General features: G+C 44.3%; 16 protein-coding genes and 1 other RNA gene. 9 read left to right on the top strand and 8 right to left on the bottom strand.

The window, feature by feature from the left end:
• Nucleotides 1-56: 56 nt before the first annotated feature.
• The 4 genes from F8C82_RS03285 to F8C82_RS03270 are packed head-to-tail and all read right to left on the bottom strand — an operon-like array spanning nucleotide 57 to nucleotide 4185.
• Nucleotides 57-1043: a glycosyltransferase gene (locus F8C82_RS03285; RefSeq protein WP_151692004.1), complete on the bottom strand. Its 987-nt coding sequence runs from the start codon at nucleotides 1041-1043 to the stop codon at nucleotides 57-59.
• A complete protein-coding gene (locus tag F8C82_RS03280; RefSeq protein WP_151692003.1) occupies nucleotides 1040-2008 on the bottom strand; it encodes a glycosyltransferase family 2 protein in 969 nt (322 codons plus the stop codon). The genes F8C82_RS03285 and F8C82_RS03280 overlap by 4 nt, the downstream gene beginning before the upstream one ends.
• A gap of 3 nt (nucleotides 2009-2011) precedes the next feature.
• Nucleotides 2012-2539: a DUF4199 domain-containing protein gene (locus F8C82_RS03275; RefSeq protein WP_151692002.1), complete on the bottom strand. Its 528-nt coding sequence runs from the start codon at nucleotides 2537-2539 to the stop codon at nucleotides 2012-2014.
• 56 nt (nucleotides 2540-2595) lie between these two features.
• Entirely contained in the window at nucleotides 2596-4185 is a 1590-nt protein-coding gene (locus F8C82_RS03270) for an endonuclease (RefSeq protein WP_170266137.1), read from the bottom strand.
• Nucleotides 4186-4268: 83 nt separating this feature from the next.
• Here F8C82_RS03270 and ffs point away from each other — a divergent pair.
• An RNA gene (gene ffs, locus F8C82_RS03265) (signal recognition particle sRNA small type) lies at nucleotides 4269-4367 on the top strand.
• A gap of 189 nt (nucleotides 4368-4556) precedes the next feature.
• Nucleotides 4557-5213 (top strand): fructose-6-phosphate aldolase, encoded by a 657-nt coding sequence (gene fsa / locus F8C82_RS03260; protein ID WP_151692000.1) that lies wholly within the window; start codon nucleotides 4557-4559, stop codon nucleotides 5211-5213.
• A gap of 68 nt (nucleotides 5214-5281) precedes the next feature.
• On the opposite strand, the gene F8C82_RS03255 is transcribed toward fsa, so the two are convergent.
• Complete coding sequence (locus F8C82_RS03255; RefSeq protein WP_151691999.1) at nucleotides 5282-6883, bottom strand: hypothetical protein; 1602 nt, start codon at nucleotides 6881-6883, stop codon at nucleotides 5282-5284.
• 177 nt (nucleotides 6884-7060) lie between these two features.
• Between F8C82_RS03255 and F8C82_RS03250 the strand changes: the two genes are divergently transcribed.
• On the top strand, nucleotides 7061-7687 hold the full coding sequence (locus F8C82_RS03250) for an L-threonylcarbamoyladenylate synthase (protein ID WP_151691998.1): 627 nt from the start codon (nucleotides 7061-7063) through the stop codon (nucleotides 7685-7687).
• Here F8C82_RS03250 and F8C82_RS03245 read toward each other — a convergent pair.
• The 3 genes from F8C82_RS03245 to F8C82_RS03235 form a co-directional block, all read right to left on the bottom strand.
• Nucleotides 7684-8703 (bottom strand): AMP-binding protein, encoded by a 1020-nt coding sequence (locus tag F8C82_RS03245; protein WP_151691997.1) that lies wholly within the window; start codon nucleotides 8701-8703, stop codon nucleotides 7684-7686. The genes F8C82_RS03250 and F8C82_RS03245 overlap by 4 nt on opposite strands.
• 15 nt (nucleotides 8704-8718) lie before the next feature.
• Nucleotides 8719-9084, bottom strand: a complete 366-nt coding sequence (locus tag F8C82_RS03240; protein WP_151691996.1) for a hypothetical protein — start codon at nucleotides 9082-9084, stop codon at nucleotides 8719-8721.
• Nucleotides 9085-9146: 62 nt separating this feature from the next.
• On the bottom strand, nucleotides 9147-10820 hold the full coding sequence (locus tag F8C82_RS03235) for a formate--tetrahydrofolate ligase (RefSeq protein WP_151691995.1): 1674 nt from the start codon (nucleotides 10818-10820) through the stop codon (nucleotides 9147-9149).
• A 273-nt stretch (nucleotides 10821-11093) separates the two neighbouring features.
• Between F8C82_RS03235 and F8C82_RS03230 the strand changes: the two genes are divergently transcribed.
• The 6 genes from F8C82_RS03230 to F8C82_RS03205 all read left to right on the top strand — a co-directional run bounded on the left by F8C82_RS03230 (nucleotide 11094) and on the right by F8C82_RS03205 (nucleotide 15076).
• On the top strand, nucleotides 11094-11540 hold the full coding sequence (locus F8C82_RS03230; RefSeq protein ID WP_151691994.1) for a hypothetical protein: 447 nt from the start codon (nucleotides 11094-11096) through the stop codon (nucleotides 11538-11540).
• A gap of 1 nt (nucleotide 11541) precedes the next feature.
• Nucleotides 11542-11754: a helix-turn-helix transcriptional regulator gene (locus tag F8C82_RS03225; protein WP_151691993.1), complete on the top strand. Its 213-nt coding sequence runs from the start codon at nucleotides 11542-11544 to the stop codon at nucleotides 11752-11754.
• Between the two features lie 11 nt (nucleotides 11755-11765).
• Complete coding sequence (locus tag F8C82_RS03220; RefSeq protein ID WP_151691992.1) at nucleotides 11766-12734, top strand: NAD(P)-dependent alcohol dehydrogenase; 969 nt, start codon at nucleotides 11766-11768, stop codon at nucleotides 12732-12734.
• Between the two features lie 39 nt (nucleotides 12735-12773).
• Nucleotides 12774-13133, top strand: coding sequence for a DUF1304 domain-containing protein (locus tag F8C82_RS03215; protein WP_151691991.1), 360 nt, complete (start codon nucleotides 12774-12776; stop codon nucleotides 13131-13133).
• A gap of 53 nt (nucleotides 13134-13186) precedes the next feature.
• Nucleotides 13187-14062 carry a DUF4846 domain-containing protein gene (locus tag F8C82_RS03210; RefSeq protein ID WP_151691990.1) on the top strand — a complete coding sequence of 292 codons (876 nt, stop codon included), beginning with the start codon at nucleotides 13187-13189 and terminating at the stop codon, nucleotides 14060-14062.
• A 141-nt stretch (nucleotides 14063-14203) separates the two neighbouring features.
• Complete coding sequence (locus F8C82_RS03205; protein WP_151691989.1) at nucleotides 14204-15076, top strand: pirin family protein; 873 nt, start codon at nucleotides 14204-14206, stop codon at nucleotides 15074-15076.
• Nucleotides 15077-15108 lie beyond the last annotated feature (32 nt).

The following is a 15108-nucleotide window of genomic DNA, read 5'->3' as shown; positions in this document are numbered from 1 at the left end:
GTCGATGGAATCGCGTCAAGTAGCACGTAAATGTAACAAACGGAATACAATTTCCATTAGAGTTTCATCCCTTCTCCGTGTCTTGACCAATGAATGTAGTTCTTGAGAAAGCCCCACCCATATCCAGCATGCATCACAACTGTTGTAATCACTGCAAGTGAACCAACGCGAATGGACTTATTCTGAAAAGTGGCGTCTACCCAAACGGCTAACGTGTAAAGTATCATGGGAATTGCAAGCAGACTTCCATAGTAAGACAAAATGGCGAGAATGGAAACGATGAAATACGTTATGAAGGCGAGCGGAAAAACGTGCGTCAACTTCATTTCTTCCGGATGCAATTTCCAAATATTGATTCGTGCCGCTCCAAATCTATACACCTGCTTGAAGAACTGCCTGATACTAGTTCTGCGCTTGTGGAATACATGCGCGTCTTCAATTAGTGCTGTTCTATACCCCGCTTTTATCAAACGAATACTCAGTTCTATATCTTCACCGCAACGGAAGGTGCTATAACCGTTCACTGCTTCAAAAGCAGAACGCTTCATCCCCATATTAAATCCTCTGGGGTGATAGGTTCCCACATGTGATTTCTTCCCACGAATTCCACCCGTAGTGAGCATGGAAGTCATGGAATATGAAATGGCCTTTTGAAGGGTCGTGAAATCTGCATGTGCCGCATCGGGTCCCCCGAAAATATCAGGGTCATTCTTTTCGATGTAGGCATCAATAGCCTTCAAATATCCCGATGGAATAATGCAATCTGAATCTAAGAAAATGAAGTAATCCCCTATTGCAATTTTAGCTCCATCATTTCTGGCGGCGCTTACAGGCAAATACTCCTCGTAGTGAAGAGTTAGCGGATATACCTCTTGATCGAGAAAGCGCTCGAGTTCAGGGCGAAGCGTATCCTTGGGCGTTCCATCTGAAATAATGACTTCAAACGAATCATAATCTTGTTCGAGTAAGCTTTCCAGAAACTCGGTAACCTCTTCTGGTCGACCGAAAGTGGGGACGATTAGTGAAAATCTAGGATGACTCATTCACCTAGCGTTTCGTCGATGGTATAATCCACCGTCTTCGCAGAATTTCTAGACATCAATTCTGCCAAAAAGCCTGTTGTGAATAGCTGAGTACCTAACAACATGGAAGTCAAGAACATATAGAAGAGAGGATTATCGGCAATCAATCCAGGATCACCGCCTGCGCTTAATTTCCAGAACTTCCAGGCAATCAAGCCCACCATTGCAACAAAGCCGATAAAGAACATCAAGGTTCCTATCAATCCAAAGAAATGCATGGGACGCTTGCTGAATCGAGTAACCACGTATAGTGTGAGCAAATCCAGAAATCCATTGATAAAACGGTCGAGTCCAAACTTGGTTGTGCCATACTTCCTCGCTTGATGCACCACCACCTTTTCGGTGATTTTAGGGAAGCCCGCATTCTTTGCCAAAATGGGAATATAGCGGTGCATTTCACCGGTAACGTCAACGTTCTGAACCACCTCGCCTTTGTAAGCCTTCAGGCCACAGTTGAAGTCGTGCAAGTAAATACCCGACATCTTGCGAGTGGCCCAATTGAACAGTTTGGTAGGGATGGTTTTCGAGAGCGGATCATGACGCTTTTTCTTCCATCCTGAAACCAAATCCCAACCGTCTTCCATAATCATCTTATAGAGATCTGGAATTTCGTCTGGACTATCTTGAAGATCGGCATCCATGGTAATCACCACATCGCCTTTCGTCTTTTTAAAACCAACGTTCAGTGCAGCTGATTTGCCTTGATTCTTGCGGAAACGGATGGCGCGAACGTGCTCAGGATCTTCGTTATGAAGCTTCTGAATCACCTCCCAAGAGGAGTCCGTAGAACCATCATTCATGAAGAAAACCTCGAAAGAGAAATTATTCTCCGTCATGACTTTAACAATCCAAGCATAGAGTTCTGGCAAGCTTTCCTCTTCGTTGTAGAGAGGGATAACCACCGAAATATCTACAGAATTTGCCATCTATTACTTCGTATCTAAAGGCTTAGCCTTGGTGAGTGCAGCTGAAATCAACAATCCAAAGATGGTATTCACAACAATGAGGAACAAGTACTCATTGATCAGACCCACTTTAGTTTTCACTGCCAGTTGTTCATCCAACATCTCCGCTTGCATTTGCAATTGCTCGGGTGTTGGATTGGCCAATTTCGCAACATATTGCTGGAACTGTACTTCGTATCCTCTTAATTCTGTGACAAAGTTTGGATCAATTCCCCAGAAGAGAATCAACTTGACAACTATCAAAATGGCCGTTGTCATGATTGTAGGTAAAATCCAAGCGGAAAACGTCTCTTTAAACGAACTATAACCGCCGTTCCACTTCTTAAATGTCAGAACCGACATGATCAAAAGCACGATGTTCAGCGGGTAGCGAACAAATTCCCACATGATGTAGTACGGGTCCACGACGTAGGCGATTACCAAATAGAGGACGGCAATGGCACTCATGATTCCGCCATAACGGACAGCGACTTTCTTTAAAAGTGGATCCATGAAAGTGTGAAGTTGTTCAGTTTTGTAATTCAGCAAATATAACTGGAAGAAACTACTTACAGATGGGTGACAACGAGTCGTTCTGTAACGTACTGATCTTTTAGTTTATAGCGAACGGTGTATACCCCTTCTATCCACTCACTTACATGAAGAGTAGCGCCTTGTCCACTATAATGTACTCGACCATTTACATCGAATACCTCAACCGACTCCGTACCTTCTGGAAGGTAAACCACATCATTGGCAGGATTGGGGTAAAGAGTTCCGATTGCTTCACTCCACTCTGCATTTGAAAGAGCAAAGGGGGTAGATCGGATGGGAATATTCACAAAACCAGAAGGCAAATTAGTAGCTAAGCGAATGGTCGTATCTGAATTGAATACACCGGAATACGAATAAATCAACTCCAGAACTTTGCCCTCACCGGGCAAGAGTGTTTCTGGCTGATCCGTGCCATTAGTATAATTCAAGTTGCTCAACCCTGTTGGAAAAGGCTGAACAAAAACCGGTTGATTTCCGGTGTTCAAAACGGCCGTTCTGAATATCACGTTGTGGTTGGCTTGTGCATCTACGGGCAGGTAGAGGGTGTCGTTGGCGAGCGACAATTCAAAGTCAACAGGTGCAGAGGAATTTGTCACAAAGTTGTTGATTCGGCGGACCATTTGTGGATAATCAACAAATGGGTTTCTGTTGTTCTGAATAGCGTAAACATCATCGTTTCTCCCCTTTTCAAAAGCCGAAGGAGTAAACTGCTCATTCCAGGCTTTAAGAATCGCCTCTTGTGGGGCAAAGAAGTTCTGATAGTCTTGGTATCGAATAACGAAGTACAACATGGCACGTGCTGCTGCTCCTTTATGAGCATCGCGAGGTTCAAATACAGAATTGCCATATTTACTTCCTCCCCCTGTCCATGAAGGATTGGCAACCATTCCAAAAGGGTGATTATTCCTTCGGCTGTTCACCGCTGCATCGGTAGGATACAAATGGTGAATGTCACTTCTCATGGGTTGAGCGGAGTTGAAGAAGCCTTGCGGAAAAGTGTGCTCACAGTTGAAGTTGTTCGCATTCGCGCCAGGTCTATCGTTGAATGTCGCTACCCTTCCGGTATACACGCATTCCACATCTCCACCTACATTGTCGATGGATCCATACATCTGATCGCGAGCTCCATCGTACGAAAGCGAACTGTAATTCTGCGCAAGTAAAGTATTCAAGGCAGACTTTAGGGCTTCCTCATTTAAGTTCTCAGTAGGAGCATAGTACGATTTCGAATATCTTCCTTGTGCATTCACCTCTAGAGAGACTGCACCTGCGGGACCATTATCGGCAAAGAGGATATTACCGCTGTAATCCACATTGTGAATTGGACTAAATACCACCCAAACTGGAGTTGAATCCAAAGGAGCAATGCTCACCGTATTCGGATTAAAACGAAAGGCATCGTCTCCGTATACTTCGCGACTCAGGTTCAAGTCCAAATCCACTTGATTCGGAGTTTTGTTGTGAATCATTACTTGAAGGCTATCCGGAGTAGTTTCTAAAACGTAACCGAATTGCAATTGTGAAGGAGATACTTCAAGAGATTGGGCAGAAATAGCGCCACTTGCAAGAAGCAAGGCTTTGAGCGTCAGGTTCATTCGTTTCATGCGGGCAAAGATAGCCAATGCCATCAGGGAAATAGTACTGAAAAACCTTTTTTCATTCGGTTTTCTAGCCTTACCTTTGCAGTGGGCAAGTCTCATACAACCAGCTCCTGGTGAACTCCCCCAGGTCCGGAAGGAAGCAAGGGTAACTGGTTGAGCGGTGTGATATGAGGAGCTTGCCCATTTTTTGTGCCTTATCGTTTCGATTTAACGCACATCATCTTTTGCAACTCCCTACGCATCAGCCGTTAACAGAATCTCTTGCTTGACGAATCTCCGACCTTCCACCTTTGTCAAATTCTCACTTCTCATCTCCCACACCTCACCCTCTTTCCCTACCTTTGCCTCGATTTTAAAATCTCAATCTTCACAGCATGAAGTTTTTCATTGACACTGCTAACCTCGATCAGATTCGCGAAGCTCAAGATTTGGGCGTATTGGACGGGGTAACTACCAACCCATCGCTCATGGCCAAAGAAGGCATCAGCGGTCAGGAAAATGTAATCAACCACTACAAGGCAATTTGCGATATCGTGGATGGCGATGTAAGTGCTGAAGTGATTTCTACCGACTACGAAGGAATCATTAAAGAGGGTATGGCTCTAGCTGAACTCAATCCAAAAATCGTTGTGAAGGTTCCTATGATCAAAGACGGTGTTAAAGCCATCCGCTACTTTAGTGATCAAGGCATCAAGACCAACTGTACATTGGTATTCTCTGCCGGACAGGCTCTTCTTGCTGCCAAAGCAGGTGCAACATACGTTTCGCCATTTATCGGTCGCTTGGATGATATCTCAACGGATGGTCTTGACCTCATCGAGAAAATCCGTGTGATTTATGACAACTACGGTTACGAAACTGAAATTCTAGCCGCTTCTGTTCGTCACCCAATGCACATCATTGAGTGCGCTGAAATTGGTGCAGACGTAATGACGGGTCCTCTAAGTGCTATCACTGCTCTTTTGAAGCACCCATTGACAGACATCGGCCTACAGCAATTCTTGGCAGACCACGCAAAGTCAAATTCATAATTCGAATTGATTCGAATAGAGAAAGGGCGCTCGTTGAGCGCCCTTTTTTTGTTTATTCCTTACGGTCATCAAAATACAATGACCGCGACATATCCCTTATCACCCTCTATAAAGTTGGCATATACTGCTCGATTCGCTTCATCATATTCAAAAGAGGTAAAGTTGGGAAGGATATCACTTTCGCCACTGTACTCCCCCACTCGCTCCACTTGAACCGAATCTCCTGAACTCGCAAAACTCAAGTGGAAAAGTGCGCCGTCATCAACGTCGTTCAACTCTTCTATGGAGATTTCCTCTTCAAAATCATTAGCATGTAACCGCTCTAAATTCTCCACATTATCGAAGTAAAAAACGTGTAAGTCATCATCTTCAATTAATGAAATGATCTCAGAATTAACAGCGCACATGTCCTTGTGTCGTCTAGGAATGACTTTTCTCCACGCTCTCTTTCCGTCTACCGAAATACTCTCTACAACCACATTTTTAAATTCAAAGTCGTGTCCTTCTGCATTGTCATACGCCTCCCAAACTACATAGCTACCTCCATCTGATTTGAACAATACGTTTGATAATTGATAATTATATCCACCAACCGTAAACCTTCGAGATATGCCACTCACATCTTTGCTAAGCGAGCTCGCATTGTAATTCAATGGATCTCCTTCATTGTAACGAGAGTTGAATCCAAAAAATTCAGGTTTAGCAAACTCAAAAGTCGATAAGTTTATGGACTGAAAATACACGCCAATAACTTGATTTTTCACACCCAAACAAGCAAATCGAAAAAGTGAATCGTTTACATAACTCCAAGAGCTCATTTCACCAAATGGGACTTGAATCTCATTGAGATCTAACTTAATATCAAGAACATTTTCATTCGCTCTATCCGTGACATAGACTTTAATTTCTGTATCGAGTAAACTTCCAAACCAAGCTGTCTGCTCATCGTTGGATGGTCCAATAGAATACGCCAAGACCTCCGTATCCGTCACTTCCAATAAGTCGAAAGTCCCCAATGAACTTGCTGCTCTGGAATGAATACTCTCAAATCTTAATGGCGAAGAATCTATCGGTAAATACACAACCGCTTCAAGCTCTTGAAAATCTGGACTTTGACCAGTCAGCAAAGCTTCTTCATTCAAATCACCGTAAAATGTATTAAGACTAAATCTGTCTTGAAAGCTCCTTACAACAGGACCTACAAGTTTCTCTCCATCCAACATAACTGGAACTTCAGCCACTACGGTTGGATTCAAAAAGTTCCCATTTGATAAGACACGAGCACCAATAATCGAAATACTGCCACTGCCTTCAGCCTTCTTCTCTTGCATTTCATCGGTCATCATGAAAAAATAGTAGAGATGACTGTCATAAATTCCTCTACCAAAGTAGGTACACTTCTCACCGTTATATTCAAAATCAATATAATCATCTACAGAAACGTGAGACCCTAGTATTGACTTATCAAATAAATAAGAGTCTGTCGATGGAACACTCCCTAAATTACTAAGTGGATCTCCCTCGTGTACCACCAGCAATTGATTACCTGTTGAATATAATTGTACATCCTCACCACTGTCCAAATCGTACGGAAAAGAGAACTCAATTTTAGATTGAGAGAACAATGTGAATGGAACCACTGTAAATGCAGCTAAGAGTAATTTCTTCATGATCCTGAGATAAGAGATGTCCTAAAGTAGAAAAACAATTAATCAAATTCTCCTCATCCTGTAATCAAAGCCTTGAATTCACAGCTATATCGGCGATATTTCACCCTCAACCGGATGGTTAACCCATGCTAAAACCGTACATTCACAGGTGATTTTTTGACTATCAATCTTACTGTAATGGCCGACTTACTTCGCATACATCCAGACAATCCTCCTCAGAATTTAATTGACAAAGCGGTAAAGGTTTTAAAGGACGGTGGACTGGTTATTTTCCCGACAGATTCCGTCTATGCAATAGGTGCTGATATTCGTCAACCTAAGGCACTGGAACGATTAGCAAGAATCAAGGGAGCATCACTAGATAAGGTGGATCTCTCTTTTATCTTCCCAGATCTGAGTCACCTGAGTGAATACACTCGTCAGTTTGACACGTCTACTTATAAACGTTTGAAGCGTGCGCTTCCAGGTCCTTTTACCTTCATCCTGGAATCCAATAACACGATTCCAAAGATTTTTAAAAGCAAGAAGAAAACCATTGGTATTCGCGTGCCCGACAACAATATAGCTCGTGTATTGGCGCTCTCGCTCGACAATCCTTTGGCATCTACCTCGGTGCACGATGACGATGAGGTGATTGAATACACCACTGATCCCAGCCTTATTCAGGAGAAGTACGACCACCTCGTTGATTTGGTTATTGACGGAGGATATGGTGACAATGAAGCTTCTACGGTAATCGATTTGTCGAACGGAGAGATTGAAATTATCCGTTTGGGAAAAGGAGACCCGAACGACATCTACTAAGCCAAATCTCTGGCGGCATGGTCCGCCAGTGCTCTTCGATCTATTTTATCCGTAGCAGTACGAGGAAAAGTGGAAATCACAACCACTTCCTTGGGACGATGGTAGGGCGATAAAAAATCAAAATCCAATGGGATGGATGGTTCTTCATCCACCACAAAAACTGCTTTCATTCCCATGGTTTCATCGGGTATTCCAACAAGGAATCCGTGTATCCCTAGGTTTCGCTCTATGGTGGTTTCCACCTCCTCAGGATGAATTTTCACTCCACCCGAATTGATGACAAAATCTGCTCGTCCCAGCCAACGGAAGGTGGTTGGCGACACCCACTCTACCACATCCGTGGTTACCAAATTCGATTGATTCCATTCAGGAGCGTGAATGACTAGACAATCATTCTCATTTGCGGAAAAATGTACACCAGGCAAGGCGTGAAATAGATTCTTACCACCCGATTCAATCTTCTTAATCGCAATGTGGGATACGGTTTCCGTCATTCCGTAGGTCTCGTAAATAGCTGAATCCACTTGTTCCAGTTTCTTTCGCAGACTCACCCCTACTGGTGCTCCTCCAATAATAATTACACCGTATTTGAGAAGGTGATGAAGCCCAGCCTCCACTTGCATGGGTACGAGAGCGGCAAAGGAAAACTCGCCTTCTACTTCCGAAAGAACATTAGAAGAGACAGCCGCGATTTCTAAAGTCCACCCCCCTCTCATGGCTCTTACCAACATCATTTTGCCGGCAATGTACGAAGCAGATAAGGCTAAGAGAGCTCGTAGGGGTCGATCTAAATCTAAAGCTTTTAAAGTCGCACCAGCAGAATGCCACATCACTGATTTTTCGATCACGACCTTCTTGGGAACTCCAGTACTACCGCTGGTTTGCAAGGTAATGTAGGTATGCTCATTACTCCACTCCTCCAAGAACTGAGCAACCTCGGGAAATTGTACGGACACTTCCTCTCTTGTTATCGCTCTGTTCTTGTGTGTCAGCTTGAATTCAGGGTGAATAGTCATGAGTATTCCATGGTTTTAAGCGCCATGCCTCCATTGAGGCTGATCGCGTTTAGCAAAATAACGCCGGACAAACTTGTGGACTTCCTCCATGCACTCGTGGAGAAATTCGAATTCATCCGACTTCAATAGTCCCCTACGGTCCAAATCTCGAAACAGGGCTTCCATTCGATATAAGCTTTGAACCAGTACTTTCCACGAGCGCGAATTCGCGTTGTGATACGACGCTGTGGTTACATCTTCAAATCGCAGTTGAACCGTTCGCATAACCAGTATAAGTTCTTCTGCCAGACGAGAGAGATTGCGCAACTGCAATCTCTTTACAATTACCGAGGAGCAATCTAGTAAGTCAGCTGCTGCCTCTCCTGCTCTTTTCTTGTTCATACACACAAGGTACAAGAGAGGAAGCAAGCAACTCGTTTGCAAACGCTTACAAACGGATAAACTTAAAACAGTCCGTCAATTGTACCATTGGCATCAACAGTAATGCGAGTTGCGGCAGGCTCAGCCGGTAAACCTGGCATGCGCATCAAGTTCCCCACAACCGCTATGATGAATCCCGCTCCACGAGCAAATTCGAACTCGCGAACGGTAATACGAAATCCCGACGGTCGATTTCTCAACGAATCATCATCAGAAAACGACTTCTGCGTCTTGGCAATACAAACGGGCAAATTAGATAGTCCGAGCTTATCAATTTCTCGTAAATCCGCTTTTGCCTTAGCGGAGAAGTCCACACCATCCGCTCCATAAATGGTGGTAGCGATTTTTTCAATTTTCTCCTCCACCGTTTGCTCAACATCGTAGAGCATTTTCAAGTTAGATTTGCCTGACTCTGCTTCCTCAATTACAGCTTTGGCAACATTGCGAACGCCTTCTCCGCCCTTCGCCCATCCTTCTGAAACCTCGCATCGAACGCCTAGTGATTCGCACTTCGACTTCAACCACTCGGTTTCTTCATCTGTATCCGTTACAAATTGGTTGATTGCAACCACCGGCTGAACCCCAAAAGTCTTCATATTCTCCAAGTGCTTCTCAAGGTTTCCAAAACCTTCTTGTACTCGTGAAAGTGACGGTTCATTGAGCTCCGACAAAGGCGCTCCGCCGTGATATCTCAATGCGCGTATGGTAGCAACCACAACTACTGCTGCAGGTTTCAATCCAGATGCTCTACACTTTAAGTGGAAGAATTTTTCCGCTCCCAAATCAGCACCAAATCCAGCTTCGGTAACCACATAATCACCCAAACTCATGGCCATCTTCGTAGCAAGGATAGAGTTTGTCCCTTGAGCAATATTAGCGAATGGACCACCGTGGATAACCGCAGGAACTCCTGCCAAGGTTTGAACCAAGTTCGGTTTGATGGCGTCTTTCAACAGTGCTGCCATTGCCCCTTCGGCTTTGAGGTCTCTGGCATAAATCGGTTTCTTATCGAAGGTGAATCCAACAAAGATGTCGCCCAGCCTGCGTTGAAGATCTTTTCGGTCATTGGACATGCAAAGAATGGCCATTATCTCGCTTGCTGCCGTGATATTAAAACCATCTTCACGAGGAATACCATTGGCTTTTCCTCCAATTCCACAAACGATTTGGCGGAGGGCTCTATCATTCATATCCATTACACGCTTCCAGCGAATGGTTCTTCCATCCAAGCCCAAATTCACTTCCGGCTTTGCTTGAATATTGTTGTCAATCATAGCAGCCAAGAGGTTGTTGGCTTTCTCAATAGCCGCAAAGTCACCTGTAAAATGAAGATTGATATCCTCCATGGGAATCACCTGCGACATACCACCGCCGGCTGCACCGCCTTTCAATCCAAAAACAGGACCAAGACTTGGCTCACGTAGAGCTGCTACTGTTTTCTTTCCTTCAAAATGTAAACCTTCCGACAAACCGATAGTTACGGTTGTTTTCCCTTCGCCAGCGGGGGTTGGGGAGATAGCGGTAACCAAAATTAGTTTGGCTTTCTCCACTTTCGATTCATCTATTAAATCAAGGGGGAGTTTCGCTTTAAAGTGTCCGTAAGGCTCCAAAACACTCTCTTCCACCCCTACAGAGGCGGCAATTTCACGAATAGGTTTTATATCTGCGCTTTGAGCGATTTCAAGATCCGATTTCATATGCGTATCGTTTAAGATGACTCAAATATAGGGTGACTCCTGCGGCAAGACCATGACAGATGTTTGCTTTTCCAGAAAAATCCAAATGACGAAAACTACAATTCCCTCATCTTCATTGGTGCAACCCATTTCATCGAAATAAGAGGTCCCCCCACAACATCCTAATATATCTAGCTGATAATCAATACTCAATCATTATTGTGTAAAGTATTTTTTACATTATGTAAACTTTACATAACTTTGTGTCTGGAATAATTGACAAACTTACCGACCATGTCTTACCAAGAAAAGAAAGCCCTACTCAACATGATGATCACGTTCGGCGTGATGATCATCTATGGTTCCTACGTGTACAACAACAACTGGAATCCCAATTTCAATACAGACGAAGAGTTGCAATTCTGGGCGAAGACGCTGTTATTTGTCATCCCCGTTCAAATTGTCATTCACATCCTAGTCCATATTCTATTCTCCATCATCAACTCCATCGCTACCAAGAATACGGAGTTCGAACTCACTGATGAATTCGACAAAATCATCGATTTAAAAGCCTCTCGAAATTCTTCCACCACCTTTTCACTGGGTATGATTGCTGGCTTTGTTGTGATTTATATGGGCTACGGACTCACTTACTTTTTCATCTCGTTAATTGCCGCTGGTATGATCTCAGAGATCGTGGACGGTATTAGTCGAGTTTACTATTACCGACAAGGTGTTTGATATGGCCAAACTGAAAGTCAAAAACAAGATTCGCACACTCCGTTTCATGAATGGTGAAATGACCCAGCAGCAACTGGCCGAAACGGTTGGTGTTTCTCGTCAGACCATCGTTGCCATTGAGAAAGAGAAATATTCGCCTTCACTAGAACTCGCCTTTAAAATCGCCCAAACCTTCAAAGTACCTCTAGAAGAGGTCTTTTTCTATGAGATTTAAACCAAACCCAAATGAAAAGCATTCAAATTACGCGCTACGGCGGGCCTGAAGTATTGACCTATGCCGAACGGCCTAGACCCTCCGCAAAACCGGAAGAGGTAATCGTAAAGGTCCACGCAGCCTCTATCAACTCCGCCGATAGGAGAATTATATCGGCCAACCCCTGGTTTATCAAGCTTGCCTTTGGTTGGAACAAACCGAAAGTGACCGGATTGGGAACCGATTTTAGCGGTGAAATTGTCGAACTAGGAAAGGATGTAACCAAATGGAAAGTAGGCGACATGGTCTTTGGGGACATGTCGAATCTAAAACTTGGTACTCTTGCTGAATATCTGGCTGTTCCCGCCAAGGTTATTGCCCAAAAACCAACGCGACTTAGTCATGTTGAATCTGCATCACTACCTCTAGCCTCTCGTACCGCCTTAGAGGCCATTCGCGATCATGGTAAACTTTCAAAAGGTCAACACATCCTGATTGTTGGTGCATCTGGTGGTGTGGGAAACTCGGCCATTCAATTGGCAAAAGCTCACGGAGGAATCGTTACGGCTGTTTGCAGTACTAAGAATGTAGAGAAAGCACTCGAACTCGGTGCCGATCATGTGATCGACTACAAGCGTAAATCCCTCGCAGACAACGATGTGAAATACGATATTATCCTGGGTGTAAACGCCTACGAAAAACCCTGCGTATATGCCGAGCAATTGAAGCCGGGTGGAAAATTCATCTATCTAGGAGGAGGCATGCCCACTCTATATCGAACCTTCTTCTTCAAGAAGATCATTGCCAGAAAATACCGCATTTCTGTCTCCATTGTTCAGCTCAAAAACACGGTAGAAGATTTAAACATCTTGGCAGAAATGGCGGATAAAGGCTCGCTTAAACCAGTCATTGAACGAGTTATCCCTTTTGAAGAAGGCATAGAGAGGTTGGTTGAAAACGGTTCGCGCAGCGCATCTGGAAAGTGGGTTTTCACCTTATAAAAAAGTGTATCTTCCAATCAAACCTCAACACCTATCTCGATGGAATGGATTAGCCGTATTCTGATTGGCGCTATCGCCGCTTTTCACCTGTATATTCTCTACTTTGAAATGTTCGCCTGGGAGACCAAAGGGCCGAAAATATTCCGACAATTTCCAAAAGAGCTCTTCCCAAAGACCAAGGCCATGGCCGCCAATCAAGGTCTTTACAACGGATTTCTTGCCGCAGGTTTAATTTGGAGTTTGCTGATTTCTAATCCCATCATGCGATTAGAAGTGTCCGTATTCTTCCTGTCCTGTGTGCTAGTTGCAGGGATTTACGGAGCGCTAACTGCCAGCAAAAAGATCCTGTACGTTCAGGGAATACCCGCTCTATTAGCACTCATTGCTTTGCATCTATAGACTCTTTGCAATTCTGTGTATATTTAGGGAACGCCTGAGAAATACACGGATCTATGAAACGAACTGCCCTCCTCTTCCTGCCCCTAGCTTGGTCGTGTGCCGAGCCAGATGCATCTCCTTCCCATGCAGAATTTGCTGCACTTGAAGTGACCCAAGTGGAAGACGATGGCTTCATCAATCCAGAAGGAACCACTATTCGCGACAGAATTAATGCTCCAGAAGGCTATTTGAGGGTTTGGCAAGACAGCACCTCCTTTGGTGCGCACTTGCGCTATCTCCCCGTTCGCCCAGACGGTTCTGAAGTTCGTTACTACGACGGTACTTTTAAATCTAACGACGGAAAATATGTGGCCGTAGTGGATCTCCCCATCGGTACCCGTGACCTCCATCAATGTGCCGATGCCATCATGCGACTTCGTGCGGAATACCTATGGAATCAAGGAAGATACAGCGACATTCACTTCAACTTCACCAATGGGTTCAAGGCCGATTACGTCAATTGGATGCGCGGTCAGAGAATTTCGGTTGATGGAAATCAAGTTCGATGGACAGCTGGAGATCATGTATCGAATACCTCGCAAGATTTGTGGGATTATCTGGAAATGGTCTTTGCCTTTGCCGGATCTCAATCACTTCAACTCGAATTGGAATCCGTGGATCCAATCAACATGAAAATTGGAAACGTACTCATTCAAGGAGGCTCACCTGGACATGCCGTGATTGTGGTAGATATGGTTATCCATCCCAAAACAGGAGAACAAATGTTTCTGCTGGCCCAAAGTTATATGCCTGCTCAAGAAATTCAGGTGCTCAGCAATCCAACCGATGCGAGTATTAGTCCGTGGTATAAGCTCAACCCTGAAGCGAGCATCTTTACACCAGAATGGACTTTTGAACCGACCGACCTGATGCAATTTCCGGAGGAGTAATCTAGAAAATACCGCTCTTCATCCTTGCACAACTTTTCCGACAAATCACGTCACCTCTATTCTGCTTCTACTACGGCTTCCATCATGGAGAAGTACGTAAATCCAGAGATAGAAGAGACCGCAAAATAACATCCCAATAGCATGTCGAACACTGGATTAATCATTGAAGAAAGAGCACGAGACATTGGCGATTTTCTAGTCGGCCGTCTCCTTCCCTTTCGAAAGAAAAGAATGGTTGGACCGTTCATTTTCATCGACCACATGGGCCCTGCCACCATTGGAAATGGCAATTTCATGGACATAGGTCAGCATCCCCACATAGGTATCTCTACACTCACCTATCTCTTTGAAGGAGAGATTGTTCACCGAGACAGCACCGGAGCCGTTCAGCGAATTATGCCCGGTGCCGTGAATTGGATGACCGCTGGGAAAGGTGCGGTACACACCGAAAGAACCCCTGACGATCTGCGAAATCAGATATCGACGACTCATGGTTTTCAAATTTGGGTGGCTCTTCCTTTGGAAAGTGAAAACATAGAACCTTCATTTCATCATGTAGGTGCATCTGAACTGCCCACTTGGACAGATGGTCCGATGAAATTTAAACTGATTGCTGGTGAAGCATTTGGACGAAAAAGTCCCGTTCCTGTTTATTCACCACTCTTTATGCTAAAGGTTGAAACCACGGAAGAAAAGACCTTAGACCTCAGCGGAAAACTGAGTGGTGAGATTGGAATTTGCGTGGTAAAAGGTGCCGTTCGTGCATGTGGGGATCACATTGAAGAAGGGAACATGCTCGTATCTACATCCGAAGAAAGTTGTGTAGTGACTGTAATGCCCAACTCCTTGCTTCTCCTCTTTGGAGGCGAACCTTTTAAAGAAGAGCGCCATATCTGGTGGAATTTCGTTGCATCTGAACAAAAGACTATTGAAGCGGCCAAAGAGCGCTGGAAGAATGGTGAATTCAAGATGGTAGATGGTGAAAATGAAGTGATTCCGTTGCCGGAGTATTAAAACACAATTCTGCTTCGTTCTTTTTAGAATAA

The organism is Phaeocystidibacter marisrubri, from assembly GCF_008933165.1.
GTDB classification, from domain to species: Bacteria; Bacteroidota; Bacteroidia; order Flavobacteriales; family Schleiferiaceae; genus Phaeocystidibacter; species Phaeocystidibacter marisrubri.
This window is presented reverse-complemented; position numbering and strand designations above follow the sequence as displayed.